Annotated in this window: 22 protein-coding genes and 1 other annotated feature; of the genes, 14 read left to right on the forward strand and 8 right to left on the reverse strand. The window is 39.6% G+C overall.

Translation table 11 applies throughout. The features are described from left to right. Window positions 1-96 precede the first annotated feature (96 nt). From murC to ccpA, 6 genes are all read left to right on the forward strand, one after another. Entirely contained in the window at window positions 97-1410 is a 1314-nt protein-coding gene (gene murC / locus MLE13_RS11550) for a UDP-N-acetylmuramate--L-alanine ligase (RefSeq protein ID WP_240749841.1), read from the forward strand. 139 nt (window positions 1411-1549) lie between these two features. Continuing rightward, window positions 1550-2041 (forward strand): DUF948 domain-containing protein, encoded by a 492-nt coding sequence (locus MLE13_RS11555; protein ID WP_240749842.1) that lies wholly within the window; start codon window positions 1550-1552, stop codon window positions 2039-2041. 35 nt (window positions 2042-2076) lie between these two features. Next, entirely contained in the window at window positions 2077-2829 is a 753-nt protein-coding gene (locus MLE13_RS11560) for a YtxH domain-containing protein (RefSeq protein ID WP_240749843.1), read from the forward strand. Between the two features lie 16 nt (window positions 2830-2845). Next, window positions 2846-3175 (forward strand): bacillithiol system redox-active protein YtxJ, encoded by a 330-nt coding sequence (ytxJ, locus tag MLE13_RS11565; protein ID WP_240749844.1) that lies wholly within the window; start codon window positions 2846-2848, stop codon window positions 3173-3175. Between the two features lie 170 nt (window positions 3176-3345). Continuing rightward, window positions 3346-4431, forward strand: coding sequence for a bifunctional 3-deoxy-7-phosphoheptulonate synthase/chorismate mutase (locus tag MLE13_RS11570; RefSeq protein ID WP_008429054.1), 1086 nt, complete (start codon window positions 3346-3348; stop codon window positions 4429-4431). A 101-nt stretch (window positions 4432-4532) separates the two neighbouring features. After that, window positions 4533-5531, forward strand: coding sequence for a catabolite control protein A (gene ccpA, locus MLE13_RS11575; protein WP_240749845.1), 999 nt, complete (start codon window positions 4533-4535; stop codon window positions 5529-5531). 105 nt (window positions 5532-5636) lie between these two features. Here the strand turns inward: ccpA and MLE13_RS11580 are convergent, their stop codons facing one another. The 3 genes from MLE13_RS11580 to MLE13_RS11590 are packed head-to-tail and all read right to left on the reverse strand — an operon-like array spanning window position 5637 to window position 8085. Further along, window positions 5637-6788, reverse strand: coding sequence for an acetoin utilization protein AcuC (locus MLE13_RS11580; protein WP_240749846.1), 1152 nt, complete (start codon window positions 6786-6788; stop codon window positions 5637-5639). Beyond that, a complete protein-coding gene (locus MLE13_RS11585) occupies window positions 6785-7429 on the reverse strand; it encodes an acetoin utilization AcuB family protein (RefSeq protein WP_240749847.1) in 645 nt (214 codons plus the stop codon). The genes MLE13_RS11580 and MLE13_RS11585 overlap by 4 nt, the downstream gene beginning before the upstream one ends. A 23-nt stretch (window positions 7430-7452) precedes the next feature. Further along, on the reverse strand, window positions 7453-8085 hold the full coding sequence (locus tag MLE13_RS11590) for a GNAT family N-acetyltransferase (protein ID WP_240749848.1): 633 nt from the start codon (window positions 8083-8085) through the stop codon (window positions 7453-7455). 166 nt (window positions 8086-8251) lie between these two features. On the opposite strand from MLE13_RS11590, the gene acsA reads away from it, so the two are divergent. After that, a complete protein-coding gene (acsA, locus tag MLE13_RS11595; protein ID WP_240749849.1) occupies window positions 8252-9970 on the forward strand; it encodes an acetate--CoA ligase in 1719 nt (572 codons plus the stop codon). 90 nt (window positions 9971-10060) lie between these two features. Here the strand turns inward: acsA and MLE13_RS11600 are convergent, their stop codons facing one another. Then, window positions 10061-13084 (reverse strand): transglycosylase domain-containing protein, encoded by a 3024-nt coding sequence (locus MLE13_RS11600; RefSeq protein WP_240749850.1) that lies wholly within the window; start codon window positions 13082-13084, stop codon window positions 10061-10063. 104 nt (window positions 13085-13188) lie between these two features. After that, window positions 13189-13377: a binding site (T-box leader), on the forward strand. Window positions 13378-13456: 79 nt separating this feature from the next. On the opposite strand from MLE13_RS11600, the gene tyrS reads away from it, so the two are divergent. Next, window positions 13457-14722, forward strand: a complete 1266-nt coding sequence (gene tyrS / locus MLE13_RS11605) for a tyrosine--tRNA ligase (protein ID WP_240749851.1) — start codon at window positions 13457-13459, stop codon at window positions 14720-14722. A 46-nt stretch (window positions 14723-14768) separates the two neighbouring features. On the opposite strand, the gene MLE13_RS11610 is transcribed toward tyrS, so the two are convergent. Further along, a complete protein-coding gene (locus tag MLE13_RS11610; protein WP_240749852.1) occupies window positions 14769-15575 on the reverse strand; it encodes a cobalamin-binding protein in 807 nt (268 codons plus the stop codon). Between the two features lie 402 nt (window positions 15576-15977). Between MLE13_RS11610 and MLE13_RS11615 the strand changes: the two genes are divergently transcribed. Further along, window positions 15978-16769 (forward strand): STAS domain-containing protein, encoded by a 792-nt coding sequence (locus MLE13_RS11615; protein ID WP_240749884.1) that lies wholly within the window; start codon window positions 15978-15980, stop codon window positions 16767-16769. Window positions 16770-17083: 314 nt separating this feature from the next. On the opposite strand, the gene rpsD is transcribed toward MLE13_RS11615, so the two are convergent. After that, the gene (gene rpsD / locus MLE13_RS11620) at window positions 17084-17686 is read right to left on the reverse strand and encodes a 30S ribosomal protein S4 (protein ID WP_240749853.1); all 603 of its coding nucleotides are present in this window, start codon (window positions 17684-17686) and stop codon (window positions 17084-17086) included. A gap of 330 nt (window positions 17687-18016) precedes the next feature. On the opposite strand from rpsD, the gene megL reads away from it, so the two are divergent. Continuing rightward, window positions 18017-19225 (forward strand): methionine gamma-lyase, encoded by a 1209-nt coding sequence (megL, locus tag MLE13_RS11625; RefSeq protein ID WP_240749854.1) that lies wholly within the window; start codon window positions 18017-18019, stop codon window positions 19223-19225. A gap of 43 nt (window positions 19226-19268) precedes the next feature. Here the strand turns inward: megL and MLE13_RS11630 are convergent, their stop codons facing one another. After that, window positions 19269-19748, reverse strand: a complete 480-nt coding sequence (locus MLE13_RS11630) for a GAF domain-containing protein (RefSeq protein WP_240749855.1) — start codon at window positions 19746-19748, stop codon at window positions 19269-19271. Window positions 19749-19799: 51 nt separating this feature from the next. Then, on the reverse strand, window positions 19800-20600 hold the full coding sequence (hisJ, locus tag MLE13_RS11635) for a histidinol-phosphatase HisJ (protein ID WP_240749856.1): 801 nt from the start codon (window positions 20598-20600) through the stop codon (window positions 19800-19802). 153 nt (window positions 20601-20753) lie between these two features. On the opposite strand from hisJ, the gene ezrA reads away from it, so the two are divergent. From ezrA to mbcS, 4 genes are all read left to right on the forward strand, one after another. Further along, window positions 20754-22448 (forward strand): septation ring formation regulator EzrA, encoded by a 1695-nt coding sequence (gene ezrA / locus MLE13_RS11640; RefSeq protein WP_240749857.1) that lies wholly within the window; start codon window positions 20754-20756, stop codon window positions 22446-22448. 72 nt (window positions 22449-22520) lie between these two features. Then, a complete protein-coding gene (locus tag MLE13_RS11645) occupies window positions 22521-23624 on the forward strand; it encodes a cysteine desulfurase family protein (protein ID WP_240749858.1) in 1104 nt (367 codons plus the stop codon). A 6-nt stretch (window positions 23625-23630) separates the two neighbouring features. Further along, on the forward strand, window positions 23631-24833 hold the full coding sequence (thiI, locus tag MLE13_RS11650) for a tRNA uracil 4-sulfurtransferase ThiI (protein WP_240749859.1): 1203 nt from the start codon (window positions 23631-23633) through the stop codon (window positions 24831-24833). 202 nt (window positions 24834-25035) lie between these two features. After that, complete coding sequence (mbcS, locus tag MLE13_RS11655) at window positions 25036-26610, forward strand: acyl-CoA synthetase MbcS (protein WP_240749860.1); 1575 nt, start codon at window positions 25036-25038, stop codon at window positions 26608-26610. Window positions 26611-26768 lie beyond the last annotated feature (158 nt).

The following is a 26768-nucleotide window of genomic DNA, read 5'->3' on the forward strand; positions in this document are numbered from 1 at the left end:
ATGATATAATGTTGTACTATGTTTATCTTTACTAGCTATAGAACTCGCTTTGCGATTTATGTAGACTAATTTTCAACTCCCACAGGAGGTCCATTTATGACAGTTTTACATTTTACTGGGATCAAAGGTTCCGGTATGAGTCCGCTTGCACAAATCATGCATGACATGGGCAAACAAGTACAAGGCTCAGATATAGAGCAACATTTTTTTACTGAAGATCGATTGCGTGAAAGAGGTATCACCATTCTGCCATTTGATGCAAACAATATAGAAAAAGATATGACCATCATTGCCGGTAATGCATTTGGTGACGATCATCCGGAGCTTGTAGAAGCACGTGAATTAGGTGCAACTATTATTCGTTACCACGAGTTTTTAGGAGATTTGATGAGACAATATGTTTCTGTAGCAATTACAGGAGCACATGGTAAAACTTCAACAACTGGTTTAATGGCTCATGTTTTAGGTGGATATAAGCCCGTCTCGTATTTAATTGGAGACGGGACAGGTGTGGGTCAAGAAGATTCTCATTTCTTCGTTGCTGAAGCTTGTGAATACCGTCGTCATTTTCTTGCATATCACCCAGATTACGCGATCATGACAAATATTGATTTTGATCACCCAGATTATTTCACAGGAATTGATGATGTTTTTAAGGCATTTGAAGAAATGGCTCAGCAAGTCAAAAAATGCATCATTGCTTGTGGCGATGATGAATACTTGCAACAAATTCAAGCGCCAATTCCTGTTGTGTATTATGGTTTTGGAGAAGAAAATGATTTTCAAGCAAGAAATATAGTGAAGTCTGTTGACGGGACTACATTTGATGTCGTAATTCGCAATGAGTTTTTCCATACATTTAAGCTTCCAATGTTTGGAGACCATGCTATTTTAAATGCATTGGCGGTTATTTCTCTTTGCCATTATGAAAGCATTCCTGCGGATATTATTCAGCAGCAGTTTGAAGATTTCGAAGGTGTAAAGCGTCGATTTACACAAACAGCAATTGCTGATCGAATTTTAATCGATGACTATGCACATCATCCAACAGAAATTCGTGCGACTTTGCAATCTGCACGTCAAAAATATCCAGAGCGGGAACTGATTGCTATTTTCCAACCACACACATTTACACGAACTCAAACATTTTTACAAGAGTTTGCTGATTGTTTAACTGAAGCAGATCATGTTTATCTTTGTGATATTTTTGGATCTGCGCGCGAAAAAGCAGGAACTTTAAAAATTCAAGATTTAGCTGAAAAAATAAAAGGTAGTCATATTTTGCAATTAGACGAAGTCGCTTCTTTAGCGGAGCACGGCAATGCCGTTTATTTGTTTATGGGAGCAGGAGACGTTACAAAATTCCAAGAAGCGTTCGAAAATGCATTGAATACAGGAGAAACAGTTTAACTTTCGAGTTAAACTGTTTTTTTCTGCAGGAATGAAACTGTTTTTGTCGAATAATAATAAAGACGGTGTTTAATCCAAACTGCTCAAGGGTAGAAGTAGAAAAGGATATAACATAATTTATTTAAAAGGAGGAAACAAGATGGATTGGCAAATTTTACTTTACATTGCCGCAATCGTAGCCGCTATTGGATTCTTAATATTATGCGTAGCGTTGGCAATGACATTAAATTCATTGAAAAACACATTAAAAGAAGTTTCAGGTACCGTTGCTGGTCTTGAAAATCAATTGCAAGGGGTAACGTTGGAAACGACAAACTTATTGCATAAAACAAATGAACTTGCTGAAGACATTCAAGTAAAATCAGAAAAATTAAATGGAGTAGTAGATGCAGTTAAAGGTGTTGGCAACTCTGTTACTGATTTAAATTCGACGGTTCGCAGCATTACGTCACGCGTTGGTGTGCAAGTAGAACAAAACGAAGAAAAGATTGCTCAAGTAGTTCAATGGGGTAACGTCTTTATGGGCATCCGTGAGAAATGGAACGAGCGTAAAATTTACGAAGCTCAAACAAATGCAACACAAACTCCGGTACCAGGACAGAAAAAATTACCTCATAACGGTCAATACTAAATCTTTTACTACTAACTAAATGGAGGGGAATTTTAATGAGCAGAAACAAAGACCAGTACAATCAATCTGATGTTAACGATTCACAAAATAACCAAGATTATTATACACAAGGTGGACAATACAGACAAAACAGCGGCAAGAATTATCAACAAAGTGATTATGTGCCGCAATCTTACGGTGCATCTAACCGTTATGATGATCTATACGATTACGAAGAGTCATCTGGCGACTCAAGCTTCTTAGTTGGTATTTTAGTAGGTGGTGTTATCGGAGCAGCAGCTGCTTTATTCCTAGCGCCTAAAACAGGAAAAGAATTCCAAGCGGACTTAAAAACACAAGCAACAACTTTAAAAGAAAAAGCTTCTCAACAAGCGGATTTTAGTGAAGATGGCGCAGGTTTTGCGCATCAACTAAAAGAACAATCTACTAAAGTAGTCGAGAAAGTAAAAAATATGAAAGCTGGAAGTTCTCCAATGGACGATGGCACCGCTTCATCAGAAGGAGAAGAGTCGATTGATATTCTTTCGACAGTTCAAAATACACAAAACCAACCTGAAACTAAAAGTTCTGATGAATTTACGTCAACTGCAAATGCGTTAAAACAAGCAGTTGAAGAAGTTAAAGAAGAAAAAAAATCAGATTCAACTTCGACGACAGCCGGCAACACAGGCAGCAATACGAACAGCAATACAGCAAATGCAAGCAAAGGTCCAAACACGACCAGCAGCAACAACAACAGCAATAAATCATCAAATGGTTCAAACAAGAACTACAATCAAAAGAATTAATTTGGGAGCGGTTTAAATGAAAAACTTAATGCGTGTAGACAGTATGGACAGTCTAAAACAGGCAGTAGGAAGTAATCAACATTACTGGTTGTTTAAACATAGCAGTACGTGCCCGGTATCCGCTGGAGCGTGGAATGAATATAATGAATATGCCTCATTGCATTCGAATCAATTATTCTTATACCTCGTCGTACAGGAAGATCGAGAGTTTTCCAAAGCGATTGAAGAAATTACAGGGGTAAGGCATGAGTCACCACAATTATTTCACTTTGCGAGTCAAAAAATGGACTGGCATGCTTCCCACAACAAAATTAAAAGTAAGTTTATGAAAGAATTTATCGCCTAACAGGAAAGCCGAAGCCTTGATGCTTCGGCTTTTTCATGTTCTAAATACTTTAGCGCGTTGAAGCGTTAAAACATTTTACGTGACTTTCCTGAATAGTTTGCTTATAATAGTCCTATCAAGTTAATATGCGTCACCTGATAAAGGTTAATCGCGAAAGGGGAAGTTATAGAATGAGTAATTTAGAGTTAGAGCAGCTAAGAGAAAAAGTGGACGCAGTCAACCTGCAGATTCTGTCTCTTATTAATGAGAGAGCTTCCGTAATTCAAGAAATCGGAAAAGCAAAAGAAAAACAAGGAGTTAACCGCTACGACCCGTTGCGCGAGCGCCATATGTTAAATCTGTTAAAAGAAAATAATGCTGGACCATTAGATCAGAAAACAGTTGATCATATCTTTAAAGAAATTTTCAAATCAGCATTGGATATGCAAGAAGAAGATATCCGCAAAGCATTACTTGTTTCACGTAAGAAAAAAGCAGAAGATACGATTATCAATATTAACGGCGAACAAGTTGGCGCTGGAGATCCATCATTCATCTTTGGACCTTGCGCAGTAGAATCTCAAGAGCAAGTAATGAAAGTTGCCGAAGCTATTGGCGGCAAAGGATTGAAAATGATTCGTGGGGGAGCTTACAAGCCCCGTACATCGCCTTATGATTTCCAAGGACTGGGCTTAGAAGGCTTGAAGATGCTGAAAAAAGCAGCTGATCAATACAACTTAGCAGTTGTTTCAGAGATCGTGACACCTTCGCATTTAGAAGCTGCTCTTGATTACGTTGACGTTGTACAAGTTGGCGCACGTAATATGCAGAACTTCGAATTGCTTAAAGCTGTAGGTTCGATCAATAAGCCGGTTTTACTAAAACGTGGGATGTCAGCAACTGTGGATGAATTTATCCATGCAGCTGAATATATTATTGCTTCAGGAAATGAAAACATCATTTTATGTGAACGTGGAATTCGCACATACGAAAAAGCGACACGTAATACATTAGATATCTCGGCTGTACCTATCTTGAAACAAGAAACGCATCTTCCGGTATTTGTAGACGTAACTCACTCAACAGGTCGTCGTGACTTATTGCTTCCAGCTGCTAAAGCGGCAATCGCAATAGGTGCGGATGGCGTAATGGCTGAAGTTCACCCAGATCCGGCGGTAGCATTATCTGATGCTCAACAGCAAATGGATATTGGCCAATTCGATGAGTACTACGATGCATTGATGAAATTCATGAAACAATACGAAATGAAAATGTAAATCGGAAAAGTCGGAGTTACTCCGGCTTTTCTTTTTTTTAGTTGATATTCATGAAGTTTTTATCGTATGATTAAAGAAAGACTGGAAAAGGAGGGCGCACAATGACCGTTACGATATATGATGTGGCAAGAGAAGCAAACGTTTCCATGGCTACTGTGTCACGTGTAGTTAATGCCAATCAAAACGTTAAACCGGCTACAAGAAAGAAAGTATTAAAAGTAATAGAAGAATTGGGCTATCGTCCAAATGCTGTTGCTCGTGGACTTGCAAGTAAAAAGACAACGACGGTCGGCGTCATCATACCTGATATTTCCAATAGTATGTACGCTGAACTAGCCCGTGGAATTGAAGATATTGCAACAATGTATCGCTACAACATTATTTTATCCAACTCGGATCAAAACGAAAACAAAGAACTTCAGTTATTGGAAACTATGCTCGGAAAACAAGTAGACGGAATTGTCTTTATGAGTGATGTAATTTCTGCTGAACTTCTTAAAGAAATGGAACGCTCACCGACTCCAATCGTGTTAGCTGGCTCTATTGATGAATCAGCGGCAATCGCTTCTGTAAATATCGATTATTACGGTGCAGCTTATGAAGCTGTGAAAAAATTAATCGACAATGGACACCAGAAAATCGCCTTTATTATTGGACCGTTGACGTCAATGATTAACAAAGAATACAAGTTAAAAGCTTATAAAGAAGCACTAGCAGATGCCGGTATTGACTATGACGAAAAGCTTATTGTAGAATGCAATAATTCATACGATGAAGCAATAGAGGCTGTTCAAACTTTAGCTCCTGTTGAGCCAACTGCTTATTTTGTCAGCAATGACGAAATGTCAATTGGTGTTATTCATGCAGTAGAAGAGCAAGGTAAGAAAATTCCGATGGATGTCGAAGTGATTAGCTATGAAAACTCTAAGTTAGCACGTATGGCGCGTCCTATGTTGACTTCTGTAGCTTTCCCACTCTATGATATTGGAGCAGTTTCGATGCGCTTATTAACAAAATACATGAATAACGAAGAAATCGAAGAAAAGCAAGTTATACTGCCATATCGAATTGAAGAAAGACAATCGACAAAAAATGATTAATATTCCTTTTTAAAACGATACTTACAAAAAAGAAGACACGCTGCCTGGAATCATTTGATCCAAGCAAGGTGTCTTCTTTTTTTGAAAAGATAAAGGTTACTTTCTTTAATTATTACGAATCATGTATAAAGCTTTATTAAGCATTTGTAGGTTTTTATCGGTTATTTCCGCTTTTCGCGGAATCGCTTTGTACATATTCGGTGGATCTTCCCATGTCTCGATTAATTTGACTGGGGACTCTGGTTGCCATTTTTCTACCCAAGAAACTGGTAGTTTTCCTGAAGGAAGGGGAGAATTGTTCATTTCCATCCAGATTAATGACCAAGCTCGAGGGACAACGCGCCAAATATCATATCCACCGCCACCAACGGCTATCCAACGGCCCTGACAATACTCGTGAGCGAGTTCGTGCGCAATCTTGGGTATTTCCTTGTAAATGTCCATCGTGCCGTACAAGTGGGTCAGAGGGTCAAGATAATGGGCGTCTGCACCATTTTGCGTTAAAATTACATCGGGTTTAAAAAATTCAAAGATTTCCCTCATAGAAGTTCGGTAAATCTCGAGAAAAGATTCGTCTTCTGTAAATGCGTCGATAGGAAAGTTGAAGGACGTGCCGTATCCTTGACCACTGCCACGTTCATTGATATTACCTGTTCCAGGGAAAAGGTAGCGACCTGTTTCATGGATTGAGACAGTACAAACATCAGGATCGTCATAAAAGCTCCATTGAACGCCATCGCCGTGATGTGCATCCGTATCAATATAAAGTACGCGAGCGTTGTATTTGGTTTTCAAATAATTGATAGCGACCGAACTGTCATTATAAATACAAAAACCAGAGGCTTTGCCTCTAAAGCCATGATGAAGGCCTCCGCCTAAATTCAATGCGTGCTGAGCTTTGCCTTCCATAACGTAATCGACAGCGGTCAGTGTGCCGCCAACTAATCGTGCGCTTGCTTCATGCATATTTTCAAATATAGGTGTATCATCTGTTCCGATGCCATAACTTTCACCAGCTTCTGGTGTGATTTCTCCGCGGCTCGCTTTTTTGACAATATCGATATAGCGCTGATCGTGAGCTAATAATAACTCTTCATCTGTTGCAATACGAGCAGGAACAATAGAATCACTTGAAAGAGCGTTCATTTTTTTTAATAAATCAATCGTTAAAACGAGTCTTTTCTGGTTAAATGGATGTGTTTCAGAAAATTTATACCCCAATTGATCTTCTGAAAAGATGAATACTGCGTGTTTCATTCGTTCACTTGCGGCGTGCTTGGCCATAAAACATCAAAATTTTCTTTTCGTAGCTCATTGATGATGGCCAGTGGGTTCATCGTTTGAACACGAAATACTAAAATTTTACTCGCCTTATTTTCTCTGTCGGGGTATACGAGCACACTCAACACATTAACATTTTGGTGCTGAAAAACTTTCGATACTTCATATAAGACGCCCGATCGGTCATCAACTCGAATTTCAATTTGTGAGCCGGGTTGGTGCGCTCCAGTTAATTCGATAAAAGTATATAAAAGATCTGTCTCTGTTAAGAAACCTACCAGTTTTTCGTTGCTCACAACAGGAATACAGCCAATTTTATGTTCATAGAAAATCATCGCTACTTCTTCGACAAAGTCTAGTGGGTGAGCGATAACGGGATTTGCTGTCATAATTTCTGCAACTTTCTTTTTATACGGTTCACCTTTAGGTGCTACGGTAAAGCGAGAAGGAACTGCTTCTTTTAAATCCCGATCTGTCACGATGCCGACGACTTTTCCATCATCGACAACCGGTGCATGTCGAACTCGTTTGTCTTTAAACAAATCCATAACGTCTTGAACCGTCTGCTCTGAACTTAATGTATACACATCGGTTTTCATAATTTCTTCGACTAACATAAAAGCACCCCTTTAAAATTAAATCAATACATATAGCGATTCATAAACCGGAGTCGGTCAAATTGTTGAATAGATTCATTATCGACTCGGCTGCCAATTTTGGCCATCAAGCAATTCGCTGGATGTGAGCTGATTTCAGGGTCGTCGGTGGCATAGTATTCCAAACCGCCGGCCTGCATCATTTTTTCCATCACTTTTCGGTATTCCCACACATTTAAACCGGTTCCTTTTAAATCCCAATGCCAGTAATATTCAGTCGTAATAACGATGAAATCTTCAAAAGCGTCATCCATCATTGAAACTTTGAGTAAAGCTTTTCCGACTCCGTTGCCTCTGTATTTTGGAATGATTTCAATTGCCCCAAGCTCGATTAAGTTGTCCATATTTCCTTCCGACCAACGTTCCAGAGGATCGGGGTATAAGAATGTGACATACCCGACAATCATCTTGTCTGCGCGCACGATAAGAATACGTCCTTCTGGCAAATCCGCAATTTCGATAATGGCTTTATGCTGCTGAGCGGGTGGTCTAAAAGCCACTAAATCTTCGTGAAACTCAAGCTCGCTTAAATCTTTTCCTACAATCGGGCCTTCGATAATGATCGGGCCATGTTCAGTTTTCAATTCCATAGAGTTATACGTTTTCGTGTGTTCCATCATTTCACCGCCTGTCAGATGCAATTAGTTTTATTATACATGAACGTTTATCGTTTTGGAAAAAAGCAGACAGAATTAGCTGTTTTTTCTAAACAATTAAAATAATTCGCATTCAATTGTGACATTGTTGTAGAATGTAAGTAATCAATACGAAAGGGTGAATGGAATGAAGCTAGAAGCATTACCAGCAAAACCAGGGGTACATCAATTACATAATTACGAAGAAACAGCAGCTAACTTCGATTGGACAGAAGTTGAGAAGGCGTTTAGTTGGTATGAAAGTGGCAAAGTAAATATGGCTCATGAAGCAATTGATCGCCATGCTGATTCTGACCGGAAAAACAAAGTTGCTCTTTATTATAAAGATCAAAACAGAAATGAGTCGTATACATTTTATGAAATGAAGCGGATGACCAATCGCGCAGCGAATTTGCTAAAAGCAAATTCAAACCTAGAAAAAGGAGATCGTATTTTCATTTTTATGCCACGTTCTCCGGAATTGTATTTCTTGATGTTTGGGGCGTTGAAAATGGGTCTTATTGTTGGACCACTTTTTGAAGCGTTTATGGAAGGGGCAATTTACGATCGTCTTGATGACAGCAAAGCCAAATCGATTATTACAACCCCGGAGTTGTTAGAGCGTATTCCTTATGACCGTTTGCCAGAATTAGAAACAATTTTCCTTGTAGGGGATGATGTCAAAGAGCAGGACGGGCACATTGATGTCATGAAACATTTACCAGTTAGCTCCGATAAATTTGATGTTGAATGGTTAGGTAAGGAAGATGGCTTGGTTCTCCACTATACCTCTGGGTCTACGGGTAAGCCAAAAGGCGTCTTGCACGCTCAATATGCGATGGTCCAGCAATACCAGACAGGTAAATGGGTCTTGGATTTCAACGAAACTGATATTTACTGGTGTACAGCTGACCCAGGTTGGGTAACTGGAACCGCTTACGGTGTATTCTCTCCTTGGCTAAACGGGGTTACTACAGTTATCCTTGGCGGAAGATTTTCACCGGAAGGTTGGTACCAAGCGATTGAAGACTTTGGCGTGACGGTTTGGTATAGTGCGCCCACAGCATTCCGTATGTTAATGGGAGCAGGAGATGCATTAGTAAAAGAATATGATTTGTCTACACTTCGACATGTATTGTCAGTAGGTGAGCCGTTAAACCCAGAAGTGGTGAGATGGGGAGCTCAAGTGTTTGATAAACGCATTCATGATACGTGGTGGATGACAGAAACAGGTGCGCAGACTATTTGTAACTATCCATCGATGACGATTAAACCAGGATCAATGGGGAAACCAATCCCTGGACTGAATGTGGCTATTGTTGACGATCAAGGAAATGAATTGCCACCAAATCAAATGGGGAACTTGGCGATTGAAAAAGGTTGGCCATCAATGATGCGCCAAATTTGGAACAACCCAGCAAAATATGATTCGTATTTCTTGAAGGATAAATGGTATGTGTCGGGAGATTCAGCTTATATGGACGAAGAAGGTTATTTCTGGTTCCAAGGACGTGTAGATGACGTTATTATGACTTCAGGAGAGCGTGTTGGACCGTTTGAAGTAGAAAGTAAGTTGCTAGAGCATCCAGCAGTTGCTGAAGCAGGGGTTATCGGCAAGCCGGATCCGGTTCGTGGCGAAATCATCAAAGCGTTTGTGGCTTTGGTTGATGGATACGAACCATCAGAAGAGTTAGTGCAAGAAATTCAGCAGTTCGTTAAAAAAGGATTAGCCGCACACGCTGCACCGCGCGAAATCGAGTTTAAAGACAAGCTCCCGAAAACACGCAGTGGGAAAATTATGCGCCGTGTCTTAAAAGCTTGGGAATTGGATTTACCAGCTGGCGATTTGTCTACAATGGAAGATTAATCAAAAAAGCAGCGGACAGTATTATCTGTCTGCTGCTTTTTGAATTGAAAAAAACCCGATTCGCTTTATTAGCAAATCGGGTTAATGTTGCTATGCTGCGTCACCTTCCGCTGGTTTTTCCGGCTTAGGATCTGGCTTCGACTCAGGTTTAGGATCTGGCTTTGGTTCAGGATCTGGCTTTGGTTCAGGATCTGGCTTTGGTTCAGGATCCGGTTTTGGTTCAGGATCTGGCTTTGGCTCAGGATCCGGTTTTGGTTCAGGATCTGGCTTTGGCTCAGGATCTGGTTTTGGTTCAGGGTCTGGCTTTGGCTCAGGATCTGGTTTTGGTTCAGGTTTCGGTTCTGGCTTCGGCTCAGGTTTTGGTGCAGCGATGCTGACACTATTTGAAGACGCTGATTGTTTTCCTGTAATATCTACCGCAACAACCGTGTAGCTTCCAGGAGAACTCGCCGTATAGGAATTACTTTGAGCTTCTGAAATAGAAGCTATACGCGAACCATCTTTATAAACTCTGTAACCGACAACGTCATTTGAACCAGAATTGGTCCATGTAATGGTTTTTCCGTTAATAGCTGCTTGAACACCACCAGGAGCAGCGTCATCAGCTTTGAACTCTGCACTTGCAACAATCGATGAGAATTTTGAGTTGCCTGGGAATAGTTTGCTCGCATCTCCTCCAAGTGGAGCCATTATGCGATCGATGTATTTTTGAGAAACACCGATTCCACCGCCTGAGATAAAGTCGCTTGGTGTATTAGACAACACGGCAAAACGTTTGCCATTAATTGTTGTATACGAACCGCTTGTAAAACTATCGTCTTTTTCTGTAGGCAACATAGCTTTAGCGTTAAACAAATCTGAACGAACAAGTCCCGCATTTTTGCAGGCCTCATCTGGAGCTAGTCCAGAAATACCACAGAACGATTTGGTAACAACCCCATCAGGCTGCTTGAATTTTTCTGAAGTTCCAACAAGTTTTGGCTTTGCATCGTAACTAGCGTTCATTAAGCGAGCCCATACTTGATTGACACGTAATGAAGCGGGCAAATCACGGTTTTCAAATTTTGATAACTTGATTTTTTCGGTATCGTAGCCAAGCCATAGTCCCATTGTTACATTCGGGTTATAACCGACTAACCATACGTCTGTAGTACTTTGAGTCGTACCTGTTTTACCAGCGAAATCAGCGTCGAATTTCAACAAATTATTCGCTCGATTTGCAGTACCACGGTCCGTTTTAAAAACATCACGCAGCATATCTGTTAACACATAAGATGTAGCAGGCGTAAAGATTTCTTTTGATTCTGTTTTATGTTCATAAATAACGTTTCCATCAGCGTCTTCGATTTTATCAATCATTGTAGGCTCTACATACTGACCATTATTCGCAAACATTGCATAGCCATTAGTGATTTCTTCAATAGAGGCTTCAATTCCGCCGCCTAAAGCAGAAGCTAAATGATTGTTTTCCTGTTCTTCAACTCGTGAAAAACCAGCATTCATCATATATTGAATCGGCATTTGTTGTTGAATTTGAGCAAACAAGCGAATTGTCGGTAAGTTTTGAGATTGTGCTAACGCATCTCGTGCTGGCATTATTCCTTGCTCACTTGATGCGATAAAGTTGCTAGGACTCCATATATCTTTGCCATCCATGTATTCGAATTTTACATCGACAAGAGGGGATCCAGCACCAATTTGACCTAATTCAATCGCGGGAGCATATATCAATAAAGGTTTTACGGTAGAACCCATTGAGCGATATGCTGAAGTCGCATGGTTTAACTTTTCGATTTCATGATTTCGGCCACCAACAAAACTAATGATGCGTCCGGTGCCATTTTCAATCATAATACTACCAAGTTGAACAGGATATTCTTTGTCTATTACTTCTCCAACTTCGTTATACCCTTTTCCTAATGCAGTTGTACCAAAAGATTCATACGATTTCTGAGCTTCTTCTTGAGCTAGGTAAATGTCTTTGTCGATCGTCGAGTGAATTCGATAACCATTAGATCTAACAGCTCGATCAGCTAAAATTGCGTATTCCTCATAAAGTTTGTTGTTTTCTTCTAATGTAATCGGGTCGATTCCATTTTGCTCCGCTAAAACGTCCATAATGATTCGAGACGCCCGTTTTTCAATTTCAACTGTGACAAAAGGAAACTCAGAGTATGAGCGTTTTTCGTCTTTGCGGAAATCAGCAACAATGTCATAAGCCATTGCTTCATCGTATTCTTTTTGTGTAATGTATTCCGTTTCTTTCATACGGAAAAGAACAGTTCTCATTCGATCAAGTGCTGGAGCTAATGCATCTCCTTCTTTTACTACACCACCTTCGGCATATGGAGTGTATGTGTAAGGAGATTTTGGAATGCCGGCAATAAATGCCGATTGTGGCAAGTTTAAATCTTTAGCCGATACGTTGAATATTCCTTTAGCCGCTGTTTCAATACCGGCAATATGTGCACCTGAAGAAATTCGACCATACGGAATGATGTTCAAATAGGCTTCCATGATTTCGTCTTTATCCATGAATTTCTCTAAACGCATAGCAAGAAGAATTTCTTTTGCTTTTCGCTCGTAAGAAACTTCGTTGGTTAAAATTTGGTTTTTAATCAATTGTTGCGTCAAAGTAGAACCACCTGTTTGGGTGTCTGCATTTGACACATCTTGCATCAAACCACGGAAAATAGCTTTTGGAACGATTCCTTCGTGTTCCAGGAAATACTCATCTTCAGTTGCCAGAACAGCATCTATTGCATAATCTGATACATTGTCTAATGAAGTAACTCTACGTTCCAAATCTGTTTGAAGCTTTCCGAGGTAAACATCATTGTCGAAAAACATTTCGGAAGTTTCTTCAAAACTATAAATTTCTTTCAACATTTCTTCTTTAGGGCGAAGCTTTTCCTCGTCTACTAGTGAAGCAAAATAGCCTGCTCCAACAGACGCGGCAAAAACGCCGACTGTGACCAAGACAATCGCCAAAATTAATGCCAAATTCCAAATCACACCTGTTGTTATGCTCATACGCTTAAACCATTTTGTTGAAGTCAATTTATTGGTTGTTTCTTCAGCTTTACCTATCCAATACTTAAATTTATCACGCACATTATCGCCCTCCTAAAATCTTTTATAGTATATCATATTCTTATAATTGCATCTAAGCATATTGACAAGTTGCAATAATAAAGTAAAATACTAGTATATTTCATATTAAAACAGTGAAGAATCCGAAGTAGATTGTGCAGTTTTGTTTAGAGAGCTGGTGGGTGGTGAAAACCGGTCAAAATGCATGAATCGAATTACAGGTTTGGAGTTTACGGAAGTGCCCCGTTCGGCACATGATGAGAGGGAGACGAGGTTCTCCAAGCTGGGTGGTACCGCGCAATTGCGTCCCTGCATGAATTTTTCATGCAGGGACTTTTTTATGTGGATTTATAAAACTCTCATCGGATTAATACATTATAAGGAGGAACAACAATGACGAACGAATTAATTCAAGATTTACAATGGCGCGGTTTGTTGTACCAACAAACAGATGAAGAAGGCATGGAGAAATTATTAAACGAACAAAAAATTTCATTATACTGCGGAGTCGATCCAACAGCAGACAGTATGCACATTGGACATATTGTGCCGTTACTTACATTACGTCGTTTTCAAATGCATGGCCATCAACCGATTCTATTGGTGGGTGGAGCGACAGGAATGATTGGAGACCCTTCAGGACGCAACGAAGAACGTCAATTGCAAACGACTGAACAAATTGACCGTAACGTTGAGGGGATTAAAGTTCAAATGGAACAAATTTTTGATTTTAAATCTGAAAACGGTGCGAAAATGGTCAACAACCGTGATTGGATCGGCGCCATGAGCGTGATCGAATTCTTACGTGACTACGGTAAATTGATATCCGTAAATTACATGTTGGCGAAAGATTCGGTTGCATCACGTCTTGAAACAGGGATTTCGTTTACGGAGTTTTCGTACACATTAATCCAAGCGATTGACTTTAATCATTTATACAACGAACACAATTGCCGCATTCAAATTGGTGGATCTGATCAATGGGGCAATATCACAACTGGTCTTGAAATGATTCGCAAAACACATGATGAAGAATCAAAAGCTTTCGGTATTACAATTCCGCTTGTGACAAAAGCGGATGGCACCAAATTCGGGAAATCAGCTGGTGGGGCTGTTTGGTTAGATCCGAAAAAGACGTCACCATACGAGTTTTACCAGTTTTGGATCAACGCTGCAGATGCAGATGTGATCAAGTACTTGAAGATTTTCACGTTTATTAATCGTGAAGACATCGAAACGTTAGAAAAAGCGGTCGAAGTAGAACCGCACTTGCGCCAAGCACAAAAAACATTGGCTGAAGAAATGACGAAACTAATTCACGGAGAAGAAGCATTAGCTGACGCTCAGCGCATTACAAAAGCGTTGTTTAGTGGTGATTTGAAAGCATTGTCTTCTTCAGAAATGAAAGCCGCATTTAAAGATGTTCCTTCTGTGGAGATGCCAAAAGAAGACAAGTCGATAGTAGATTTGATCGTTGAAGCGGGCATTTCATCTTCGAAAAGACAAGCTCGTGAAGACGTTACAAATGGCGCGATTTCTGTAAACGGCGAAAAAGTGATGGACTTGGAATATGTCGTCGGCGATAAAGATCGTTTAGATGATGCATTTGCCATTATTCGTCGAGGCAAAAAGAAATACCACATGGTGCAATTCCAATAAGAATAACTTAAAGGACAGCCGAATTTTTCGGCTGTCCTTTAATATGTTACATTTGTTTTTCTTTGATGAAACGAGGCAGTTCCATATCTTCGAATTCGTCTGGGTGAATTAGTTTTCCTAACCGTATAGCGCCTTCGATTAAGCGTGGAGAAGGGCGGCAATACAATTCTTCTTCCATTACATGAATCTGATCGATAGCTTTCATGTCAGTCCAGCCAGGCCGTTTTTTGACAAGTTCAGGCTTTACTTTTGAGGTTAAAACGCCGACCCAAGCAAGTAAAATATAATCGGGTTGCCGCTCTAGTACATCTGTCCAATCGGTTTGAATATTAGCAGAATCGATGTCTTCAAAAAGGTTGCGAGCACCAGTCATGCTGCTAATTTCAGTTAACCAGTTAATATTGCCGGGAGTGAAAACAGGCTTTGGCCACCATTCCCAGTATAATGACGGACAATTATTTGCTCGTTTTCCACGTGACTTGATGTCTTCGATAACGGCCAAGTATTCAGAATGGATTGCTGTCGCATTGATTCCGCATGCTTCGGCTACTTGTAATAAGTCTTGTCCGATTTCATCGAGCGATTGGGGATCAAGGACAAGATGCGGGATGTTTCGTCGTACCAATTCATCGACGTTTTTTTCCATTCCGGGAACGCTTAAAGAAGCTAGCACTAAATCAGGTTTTAACGCTTCGAGTTCATCCATCCGAATGGATAAATCAGGTCCAAGTCGAGGCAATGTCGTAATTTGTTTTGGCCAGTCAGAATAATCATCAATCCCGACTAACAGATGTTCAGCATCTAAAAATGCTAAAAGTTCCGTGTTACTTGGACAAATTGAAATAATTCGCATCCAGCTCCACCTCCATTTTTTCCAGTTTACCATGACTAATGAAAAAAATTCTTCCTATTTGAAGAAACTGTGAAAACAAAGTATTATATAAGGAAGAAAGCACACAAGTTGTAAAATTCAGGAACGCTGTCTTTATTTCGTTTTTATTTAATGAAGAAAGAGGAGCTTGTGTTTAACAAACAGAAGTCCGGGTAAATATACAGGTGTAGATAAATTGGATTTCAATAAAATTAATAAACAAATGACTGGAAATTAATAGCGAGAGCGGGGTGAAGCTATTGCCTAATCGATTAAAGAATGTGAACTTGCGTATTACGGTACCGAGTGTCGATTTGCAGCAATAGCTGTTAAATGTTGAAAGATCAAGACTTATACGAACACTTAAGCGGACGGACTTTGAAAATGACGGAGGACTGGTATAGTTCTTTAAACAAAAGTAAAGCTGGTGTCTACGGTACGACAGATCCTGATAAAATAGCATTGTTAAAAAAACAGAATCACGAATTTCATCTTCGCTTTTGCACGATGTTTGAAAAAGAAAACAAAGACTTTGTAACAAATTTTCAGGGGTGGATAGAATCTATTGTAAAAGATGAAGCTCATCTAGACACACCAATCGTAGACGTCATTGGTGAATTTTTCCGTACTCAAGAACAATATTTAAATGAACTTGGAAAGTATGCGTTAGAAAATAAAGAACAAGTCAGCCATGAAAAATTGATGGAATGGACACAAGCGGTTGTTCAAATTATTAGCAAAGTGATTGTTGAATTTACGGATCAAAATTCGAAAGCTGCGGAAAAGCGCATGAATTCCCAGCAACAGATGATTGTGGAGATGAGTGCGCCGGTTATTTTATTAGCAAAAAAAATTGGTATGTTGCCACTAGTCGGTGAAATCACTCCGCATAGAGCAGAAATTATATTTGAAAAAGCTTTAGCTCAAAGTTCTAAACACGATTTGGATAAATTGTTTATCGATTTATCAGGTGTGCCGATGATCGATACAATGGTTGCGCAACAAGTATTTCAACTGATTAAAGGCTTGGAAATTATCGGTGTACAAGTTGCTTTGTCAGGCATTAGCCCGGTGATTGCTCAAACAGCTGTGCAGTTGGGCATTAAGTTTATAGATATTGAAGTGTATAATACACTAGCTCATGCGTTAAAACAAAATCAAATTGATTCGTTTTGATGAAAATCCCTAGAACCATAATTGGTTCTAGGGATTTTTTTGATTTTATTCAAAGGGATGCCGTTTTTATTTGCGGGATGGGCTTGGTTGTTTGCAGATTCGAATAGTTTGCTTGCGCAATGGCACGGGTTGTTTGCGGGATAGAAGTTTGTTTGCGCAATAGAGTGGTTTGCTTGCGGCAACGTTGAAGTTGTTTGCAGGATAGCGCGCTTTGTTTGCGCAATAACCTAGTTTATTTGCGTATTTCAAAAACGAAAGAAAAAACCTCCCAAAACCTTGAAAGGTTTTGAGAGGTTTTCGAAATCAAGTTGGAATTAACGTGAGTAGTACTCAACGATCAACTGTTCGTTGATTTCAGCAGACAATTCGCTACGCTCTGGAAAGCGTACGAAAGTTCCTGTTTTGCTATCAGTATCGATAGTAACGTATTCAGGAACAAAGTTGTTTACTTCGATTGCTTCGTTTACTACATCAAGATTGCTTGATTTTTCGCGGAAAGCAATTGTTTGTCCTGGTTTCACGCTGAATGACGGAATGTCAACGCGTTTGCCATCAACAAGGATGTGGCCGTGGTTTACGATTTGGCGAGCTTGGCGACGAGTGCGCGCAAGACCTAAACGATAAACAACGTTATCAAGGCGAGCTTCAAGAAGGATCATGAAGTTTTCACCGTGTTTACCAGGCATTTTGCCAGCTTTGTTGAACAAAGTTTTGAACTGACGTTCAGTAACTCCGAACATGAAGCGTAGTTTTTGTTTTTCTTGTAGTTGTAAACCATATTCAGAAACTTTTCTGCGTTGGTTAGCACCGTGTTGACCTGGTGCGTAAGGGCGTTTTTCTAATTCTTTACCTGTGCCTGTAAGGGAAATTCCTAAGCGGCGTGACAGTTTCCATGATGGACCTGTATAACGAGACATATAAGTCTCCTCCTCTGTTTTTGGTTTTTAGAGTAAAATAAAAACCAGATGCATTCATGCTGCAAGCCATTTTATATTCTTGTACCTTCGCTCAGCAGCCAAAGAGTTACACGATACACCTGCTATGAGGAATAGAATGGACAAACACGCACATACAACTGCTGCGATTATTTTACACAAAGAATAGTATAACTGATTTTGGAACCTCAAGTCAACAGCAAGCCATAGAATAGTTTGGAGTACTAGCTTTCTTTTTCTTATTAGACGGGGTAGAATGAAAGTGAGAATGTATGTAAGCGCTTTCTATAATGTCTAAGGGGTGTATTGGTTATGAAAGAACAAGAGATGAATTTTGAAACGGCGGTTATCCACAAAGGTTATGACAGTACAAAACATCATGATAGTTTGGTGACACCGCTTTATCAAACCTCAACGTATTCGTTTGCTAATGCAGAGCAGGGGGAAGATCGTTTTGCAGGAAATTGCGAAGGTAATATTTATTCGCGTCTTGGAAATCCAACAGTTCGCGTACTCGAAGAGCGAATGGCGGAAATTGAAGGAGGTCAAGGTGCATTAGCTTTTGGGTCGGGGATGGCCTCAGTTAGTGCGATTTTAATTTATTTGACTAAAGCAGGAGATCATGTCCTTTGCTCAAGAGGTATTTACGGATGTACGTTTGGGCTATTAGAAATTATGGAAGAAAAATACGGAATTACGCATAGCTTGGTGTCGATGACAACAGAAGTAGAAGTAGAAAATGCGATTCGTCCAGAGACCGTTTGCATTTACGTAGAAACGCCAATCAATCCGACAATGGAACTCGTGAATCTTGAAGCAGTAATGGCTGTAGCGAAAAAACATAATATTCGTGTCGTTGTGGATAATACGTTCTGTTCACCTTATTTGCAAAATCCGTTACGAATGGGTGCAGACTTTGTTTTGCACAGCGCAACGAAATACTTGAACGGTCATGGGGATGTGGTCGGTGGAGTGCTAGTCGGAAGCGATGCTGAAGAGATGCAACATATTCGTATGACCGTACAAAAAGATGTCGGTGGCATTATGTCGCCATTTGATGCATGGCTATTGCTTAGAGGATTAAAAACGCTGCATGTCAGAATGGATCGACATGTTAGCAACACAAAAGTTGTATTAGCCTTTTTAAAACAACAAGAAATCGTGAAAAATATATATTATCCGTTCGATGACAGTCATCCGCAGGTTGAAATTGCGAAACGCCAAATGCGTGAAGGTGGCGGGTTGATTTCATTTGAAATCGAAGGTGGTAAAAAAGAAGCGCAAGCCTTTTTAAATGCGTTATCACTTATCAAAATTGCGGTTAGTTTAGGCGATGCCGAAACATTAATTCAACATCCGGCAACAATGACGCATGCGGTGGTGCCTCCTGAAAGCAGACAAGCGATGGGGATTAGTGATTCCTTGCTGCGCTTGTCAATTGGACTTGAGCATACGAATGACTTGATCGCTGATCTAAACAAAGCATTTGAGCAAGTTAAACCAAAACTTCAAGAAATCTAAAAAAAACCCGAAACTCACAACGTGAGTTTCGGGTTTTTTACAATTATAAATGTTTCATTAACACGTTAACGAAAAGTTCTAAGCCTTGCTGATCGTCTTTTGTGAAACGATCTAGCTCGGGGCTGTCAATATCTAAAACGCCGATTACTTGATCTTCTTTCATCAAGGGAACAACGATTTCAGAACGTGTTGCTGCGTCACATGCAATGTGGCCAGGGAATGCTTGAACGTCTTCCACTAACATTGTTCTTTTGTCAGCAACGGCTGTACCGCAAACGCCTTTTCCGACAGGAATTCGTACACAAGCCGGCAAACCTTGGAAAGGACCAAGGACAAGCTCGCCTTCTTCCATCAAATAAAACCCAACCCAGTTGATGCGTTCAAGAAATTGATTGAGTAAAGCAGAGGCGTTGCTTAAATTGGCAATGCTGTTTTTCTCGCCGTCTAACAAAGCATCTAATTGCTTTGAAAGCATGGTGTATTGTTCGATGCTGCTGCCACTGTAATTTGCTTGTGTGAACATAAAAAAATTCCCTCGTTTCAGTTTATAGTATTTGTTGTAAATCAAATTTCGTTAACTTAAGTAAGTATAAATTTTGTCGTAATGCTTATGCAAGCCATTGACACTATGGGCATCTGAGCCGAACACTAACGGAATACCAAGTGATTTAGCAAATTCGATATAAGGGAGTGGGGGATAAGCTTCCAAACACTCTGGTTTCGAGTATCCTGCACCGTTTACATCCAGTTCAAAGCCGTTTTTTTTCATAAGCTGAAGAATATGCCGAATTTGTTTGTCATCATTGATCTTTTCGCCATGTGCTTTTTGGAATTTGTGAATCAATGTTGGATGTCCAATTCGATTTGGTTTGAATTGTCCAAGGTTTGCGTAAATCGATTTTTCAAGGGTGTCATAGTAAAGCTGATAAGCAGCTTCTACAGATCCACAAGCCACTGCGAGTTCTGTAAAAATTTCTTTACTGAAGTCAGCGCAAAAATATTGGTCATTTACTTGCAGAAAATGAACCGACAAAATGGCATCGTCTAGAACTGGACCCATATCATTTAAAAAATGAGTCGTTTCTTTTTCAAAGCCCTCGATATAATCGACTTCCAACCCTAAGCGAATGCGAATATCTTTTTGATAAACATTTTTAAGGTGGGTAATTTCATCTATATATGATGATAGCTGAGTCATGCTCATGCCACTGTCTTGGTCAGGTGTTGGATCAGTGAAATTGGCTGGAAGTGGTGCATGTTCTGTAAATGAAATATCAGTAAATCCGGACTTTATTGCTTTTTCAATGTATAATTTAGTTGAGTCTTTTGTCCCGTGTGGACAAAAGGGGGTGTGAATGTGACCATCTCGTCTCATTAAGGCATCCTCTTTTCTACTTATTAAAAAATATAATCGCTTTTCTTCTAATTTGGCAAACAAAAGAGTAGAATACATGTTAAAATAAAAGAATCATGAATACATTTACGTATAACTGGTAATGTGATTTTGGAACAGGGGGCTATGTGACTTATGATGGAGTATATCATCATTGCGGTCATCATTCTATTAGCGGTAACAATCATTGGTTTTATGTTTCGTAAAAAACATTTAGCTGAAATTGAGCGCTTGGAACAGTTAAAACTGCAAATACAAAATAAACCAATTCTTGAAGAACTAACTAAAGTGAAACAATTGAACATGAACGGCCAGACAGAAGAAATGTTCGAACGCTGGCGCAACGTATGGACTGAAATCATGGACGTACATATCCCGAAAATTGATGCTTCACTATACGATGCTGAGGAAGCGATCAATCGTTTTAGATTTAACAAAGCATCAAAACTAGAACAAGATACAGAAGTGAAGATTGATAGCGTTGATCAACAAATGAACAGCATTTTGGTGGAGTTGGAAGAATTGATCGGTAGCGAAGAGAAAAATCGCAGCGAAATTGATCTTCTTCAAGAAAAATATAGACGTGCACGTAAAAATCTATTGGCTCACCAGCAATCTTACGGAGCAGCAGGTGAACCACTTGAGAAAAAACTCGAATCGTTTATTCCGTTATTTGATGAATACGAAAAACTAACGGGCGAAGGCAATTACTTGAAAGCTCGTGAAATTGTCATTGGGTTATCAGCAGAAGGCGAAGAAGCGTTTTTATTAGTAGACGATATTCCTTCATTATTGGCGGATATTCAAACGAAAATCCCTTCTTATATTGCTGAATTGCGTCAAGGTAAGAGTGAAATGGAAGAAAACTCTTATTATCTTGGGCATTTAGAGTTAACCCTTCAACTTGATGAAATAGAAGAAGAGTTGGAAGTACTGAAAGAAAACATTGAAAACTTAGAAATGACACAAACAAAAATTGCTGTTGAAAAAATAAAAGATCGCATCGATTCGTTTTATGAAATGTTAGAAAAAGAAGTTGAAGCGAAGATGTATGTGGATGAGCACCGTATTGACACAGAACGTCATTTAGAAGTTGTAGCGCGCGATACGAAAGAAATGGAAGAAGAAAGCAGATACGTTCAACATAGCTATAAAATTACTGAAAGCGAAGCGGCTATTCCTAAATCGTGTATGGACAAGATGGAGCAATTAGCAAAACGCTTTGAACTACTGATGACTCGTTTAGAAGAAGATCAATCAGCTTATTCAAGTCTTCAAGAAGAATTGGTTCATATTCGTGAAGACTTATCGATTGTCGATTCGACTCAAATTGATTTTATGACGGCATTGAAGAACTTGCGTATCGAAGAAAACAAGGCTCGCGAAAAAGTAGAGCTATTAAAACGCAAATTGCAAGAAACAGATCGTGTGTTACACAAAGCCAATATACCTGGAATACCGGAAGACATGGATGTGCGTCTTGAAGAAGCTGAAGAACATCTCTTTGTTACGATGCAAACTTTACGAGAAGTTCCATTGAATATTAAGTTAGTGCATAGTTATTTAGAGCAAGCTGAAAAAAGTATTGAAGATGGCCATGCGAAAGCAGTTGAAATGGTTGAGAATGTCCTATTGATTGAACGCATTATTCAATACGGAAACCGTTACCGCAAATCCAATCTTCAATTAGATGCAAAACTGGAAGAGGCTGAAGAATCATTCAGACAGCTTCGCTACACGAAAGCATTAGAAGAAGCCGCAACAGCGGTTGAAAACTTTGAACCAGGTTCAATGAAACGAATTGAAGTATTGGTTAAAGAAGACGCTTAATGCATGTAAACAAAACAAAATGTAAAACCACCAGCTGACATTGCTGGTGGTTTTCTTTTCGGAGGTGGCAAGATGATTTATTTGGATAATAGTGCAACGACTAAGCCGAAAAAAGAAGTACTTGACGCTTTTGTGAAAGTTAACGAACAGTTTTATGCAAACCCAGCGTCACTCCATGAATTAGGCAATCAGGCTGAAGATTTGTTAGAAACTGCACGCAGCCAAATAAAAGAGTTGCTGCATATGGATAAGATCATCTTCACATCTGGTGGCACAGAGGCTAATAACCTGGCATTGATTGGGACAGCTCGAAACTATCAACATCGTGGTAAACATATTATTACTTTCGAAACGGAACATCCTTCTGTGTTGAAAAGTATTGATGCATTAGAGAGCGAAGGATTTGAAATTACGCGCTTGGCAGTAGGAAATGCCGGAGAGATCAATATTGACAAGTTGAAAAATTCTTTGCGAAACGATACGATTCTAGTATCACTCATGCATGTTAATAATGAAATTGGAACCGTTCATCCAATTGCAGACATTGCGCATCTCTTGAAAAAGCGGCGCATCTTTTTCCATGTGGATGCTGTTCAAAGTATCGGCAAACTCGATTTTGACACAACTGCTATGCCGAATTTATTGACCATATCAGGGCATAAAATACACGGCTTAAAAGGTAGCGGATTACTAGCCTATTCCGGAGTAGATTTACAAGCTATCCAATACGGTGGCGGTCAAGAATCCGACATGCGAAGCGGTACTGTTTCTGTACCAAATGCAGTGGCATTGGCGAAAGCATTGAGATTGGCTGCGCCAAACCCATTGTATTCGCAATGGAATCAAGAATTGCGTCAATTTTTTTCGGGATTTACGGGTGTCAAAATTGTGAGTCCTAAAAACGGGGCCATGCATATTCTGACAGTAGCAGTAAAAGGGTTAAAAGGTGAAATTCTTGTATCCGGTTTACAAAAAGAATCGGTAATCATCTCTACTTCAAGTGCATGCTCATCAAAAAATAGCCAAGCAAGTCCGGTAATTCTAGCTATTGGTTTACCGCGAGAGTTTAAAGATGGTGTAATCCGAATTAGCTTTGGCGAGTTTACAACTGAACAAGACATCAATGCGCTAAAAAAAGCGTTTCAGCGGGTATACCGCATGATTAAAGGAGTTTAAACTGTTATGAAAACCAATCAAATTCTTGTCCGTTACGGAGAATTATCAACAAAAGGCAAAAATCGTAGTTCATTTATCGGAAGGCTACGCGACAATGTCAGACAAACTTTTTCTGACTTAGACCAAATTCACATAAAGGCCGAACGCGACCGCATGTTTATCACTTCAGACGATGAACAAGAATTGGCTCAAGTGATTGAGCGTTTGCCCCATGTATTTGGTATCCAATCGTTTAGTCCAGTAACGGCATGTGAACTAGACATCGAAGCTATGAAAAAAACAGCAGAAGCCGTAATTGCTAAAATAGAAGATACCGATAAAAGTTTTAAAGTATCGGTAAAAAGACCATTCAAAGAATTTCCTCACGAAAAACCTGAAATCATGAAAGAACTAAGCTCTCATGTATTAAGAATCTTTCCAGATTTAAAAGTTCAAATGAAAGATCCTGAGATTGATTTGAAAGTGGAAGTTCGAAAAGAAGCCGTTTATATGATGGCAGAAGTCATTCAAGGAGCTGGAGGCTTACCAGTTGGAGCAGGAGGCAAAGCTTTGTTAATGCTATCAGGCGGTCTCGACAGTCCAGTTGCAGGCTATCATATGTTAAAACGAGGCGTCAGATTAGAACTAATCCATTTTTTTAGCCCGCCGTTTACTAATGATCGTGCAAAGGAAAAGGTTTTTGATCTGGCTGAGAGATTGTCGCAATTCGGTTCATCTGTCAAACTGCATATTATTCCTTTTACAAAGCTTCAACAAGAAGTGCATAAGCAAGTGCCTGATAATATCACAATGACTTCTACACGTCGCATGATGATGCGTGTAGCGGATTTGGTATTAGCGGAAACCAATTGCAGAGCGATTATTACGGGAGAAAGTTTAGGGCAAGTTGCGAGTCAGACTTTAGAGAGCATGCAAGCGATTAATGCAGTGACGAATACGCCGGTATTACGCCCGCTTATTGCGACGGATAAATTAGAAATTATTGATATCGCTCAACAAATAGAGACTTATGATATTTCCATACGACCGTTTGAAGATTGCTGCACAATTTTCACACCGGCTAATCCAAAGACCAAACCGAAGCTTGAAAAAGTAGAATACTATGAGAACTTTGTGTCTTTTGATGAGTTGATCGAAGAAGCTGTAGCAGAACGGGAAGTAATCCAGTTCCCGCGTCCTAAAGTTAACCAATTTGAAGATTTTTTATGAATGTGAAGCCTCCTTTTAGGAGGTTTTTTTGTTGTTTTAAATAGGAACGTTTATAGATGAGTAAAGCCAGATAGATAAAAATAATGTTTCGGTATAATTTATTGCTTAGTAGTCGAATTATATGAAATTGTATGAATACTTAAATTTCTATTGTATAATAATATATGGACAAGCACTTACATCAAGAGCAGGAGGAATTATTTTGAAAAGACAAGATTTGTTAGCGCCAGAATCATATAATTTAGTTGAAGAAATTGAGCGATATGCAACAGGAGAAGACAAGCTTGCAATCCTCTGGGAAAACGATAAAGGTGAGAAACATCAACTTACATATGATGAATTAATCAAACGAGCGAATCGTGCAGCGAATAGCTTTGAAAAAGCAGGACTAGTGAAAGGGGATATCGTGCTTGTGATGGTACCACGCCTTATTGAAGCATATGTTGCCTACTTAGGAGCGCTAAAAGCGGGGTTAGCCGTTATACCTAGTTCTGAGATGCTGCGTGCTAAAGATATTGCGTATCGATTAAATCACAGTGATGCGAAAGCAGTTATTGCATATGAGCCATTTATGGATCAATTTGAAGGCGTAAAAGAAATGGACAATGTCGTGAAGTTTGTTATCGGTGATTCAGATCAATCGTGGATTTCATTACTAGATGAAATGGCAAGCGCTTCTGAAGAATACAAAGCTGCACCAACCAAAAAAGATGATATGGCGTTTTTGTCCTATACATCAGGAACTACTGGAAATCCAAAAGGCGCGGTCCATAGTCATGGCTGGGCATACGCACATCTTCGTACGTCAGCAGAACACTGGCTAGGAGCGAAAGAAGGCGATGTCGTTTGGGCAACAGCAAGTCCAGGCTGGCAAAAATGGATTTGGAGTCCGTTCTTAGCAACGTTGGGTAGTGGAGCTACTGGTTTTGTTTATAACGGAAAATTTGATCCTACAGTGTATTTGGATCTTTTGGAAACACGTAAAATCAACGTGCTTTGCTGTACACCGACGGAATATCGATTAATGGCCAAGCAAAAAGATTTAGCGAAATATGATTTGTCCGCATTGCATAGTGCAGTATCGGCAGGCGAACCACTAAATGCCGAAGTGATCAATGTCTTTAAAGAGCATTTTTCGTTGGAAGTACGAGATGGCTATGGTCAAACGGAAAATACCTTACTCGTTGGTGTTATGAAAGGCATGGAATCTCGTCTGGGCTCAATGGGCAAACCAACACCGGGCAACCGTGTAGAGATTATCGATGACTCAGGTAAACCATGCGCTGTTGGCGAAGTTGGAGATATTGCAGTTCATGTAGAAACACCTGCATTGTTTAAAGAATATTTTAAAGACCCTGAACGCACTAGTATGCAGTTCCGCGGAGATTATTATGTTACTGGTGATAAAGCGTCTAAAGATAAGGATGGTTATTTCTGGTTTGAAGGTCGCGGAGACGATATCATCATTTCCTCCGGTTATACAATCGGGCCATTTGAAGTCGAAGATGCGCTAGTCAAGCATCCAGCTGTTCAGGAATGTGCAGTTATCGGCGCACCAGATGAAGTTCGTGGCACAATCGTTAAAGCTTTTGTTGTTTTAGTAGAAGGTGAATTTGCATCAGATGAGTTAGTAAAAGACTTACAAAATCATGTGAAAAAACTAACGGCTCCGTATAAATATCCGCGGGCCATTGATTTCCGAACAGAATTGCCAAAAACGGCATCAGGAAAAATTCGACGTGTAGAATTGCGTCAGCAAGAAAGTGTAAAAAACTAAACGCATCCTAAAAAAGAAACACCTCTTTTTTTAATGAGAGGTGTTTCTTTTTACACTGTTTTTTTATGGCTGAATATTAATGCACCTACATTTACTTTCTGCCTATTAGCAGCCTATAATGAGACTATTATTTCGAAATACAAAATATAATAAGAATG

It is taken from the genome of Planococcus halocryophilus, from assembly GCF_022489025.1.
GTDB lineage: Bacteria > Bacillota > Bacilli > Bacillales_A > Planococcaceae > Planococcus > Planococcus halocryophilus_A.

Bases quoted from the DNA above. Each gene is read 5' to 3' on its own strand.
- ezrA (WP_240749857.1), top strand. From the start codon at position 20,754: ATGATGGAGTATATCATCATTGCGGTCATCATTCTATTAGCGGTAACA.
- ytxJ (WP_240749844.1), top strand. From the start codon at position 2,846: ATGAAAAACTTAATGCGTGTAGACAGTATGGACAGTCTAAAACAGGCA.
- ccpA (WP_240749845.1), top strand. From the start codon at position 4,533: ATGACCGTTACGATATATGATGTGGCAAGAGAAGCAAACGTTTCCATG.
- megL (WP_240749854.1), top strand. From the start codon at position 18,017: ATGAAAGAACAAGAGATGAATTTTGAAACGGCGGTTATCCACAAAGGT.
- MLE13_RS11580 (WP_240749846.1), bottom strand. From the start codon at position 6,788: ATGAAACACGCAGTATTCATCTTTTCAGAAGATCAATTGGGGTATAAA.
- acsA (WP_240749849.1), top strand. From the start codon at position 8,252: ATGAAGCTAGAAGCATTACCAGCAAAACCAGGGGTACATCAATTACAT.
- rpsD (WP_240749853.1), bottom strand. From the start codon at position 17,686: ATGTCTCGTTATACAGGTCCATCATGGAAACTGTCACGCCGCTTAGGA.
- MLE13_RS11585 (WP_240749847.1), bottom strand. From the start codon at position 7,429: ATGTTAGTCGAAGAAATTATGAAAACCGATGTGTATACATTAAGTTCA.
- thiI (WP_240749859.1), top strand. From the start codon at position 23,631: ATGAAAACCAATCAAATTCTTGTCCGTTACGGAGAATTATCAACAAAA.
- MLE13_RS11615 (WP_240749884.1), top strand. From the start codon at position 15,978: ATGACGGAGGACTGGTATAGTTCTTTAAACAAAAGTAAAGCTGGTGTC.
- MLE13_RS11630 (WP_240749855.1), bottom strand. From the start codon at position 19,748: ATGTTCACACAAGCAAATTACAGTGGCAGCAGCATCGAACAATACACC.
- tyrS (WP_240749851.1), top strand. From the start codon at position 13,457: ATGACGAACGAATTAATTCAAGATTTACAATGGCGCGGTTTGTTGTAC.
- MLE13_RS11645 (WP_240749858.1), top strand. From the start codon at position 22,521: ATGATTTATTTGGATAATAGTGCAACGACTAAGCCGAAAAAAGAAGTA.
- murC (WP_240749841.1), top strand. From the start codon at position 97: ATGACAGTTTTACATTTTACTGGGATCAAAGGTTCCGGTATGAGTCCG.
- MLE13_RS11560 (WP_240749843.1), top strand. From the start codon at position 2,077: ATGAGCAGAAACAAAGACCAGTACAATCAATCTGATGTTAACGATTCA.
- MLE13_RS11570 (WP_008429054.1), top strand. From the start codon at position 3,346: ATGAGTAATTTAGAGTTAGAGCAGCTAAGAGAAAAAGTGGACGCAGTC.
- MLE13_RS11555 (WP_240749842.1), top strand. From the start codon at position 1,550: ATGGATTGGCAAATTTTACTTTACATTGCCGCAATCGTAGCCGCTATT.
- hisJ (WP_240749856.1), bottom strand. From the start codon at position 20,600: ATGAGACGAGATGGTCACATTCACACCCCCTTTTGTCCACACGGGACA.
- MLE13_RS11610 (WP_240749852.1), bottom strand. From the start codon at position 15,575: ATGCGAATTATTTCAATTTGTCCAAGTAACACGGAACTTTTAGCATTT.
- MLE13_RS11590 (WP_240749848.1), bottom strand. From the start codon at position 8,085: ATGGAACACACGAAAACGTATAACTCTATGGAATTGAAAACTGAACAT.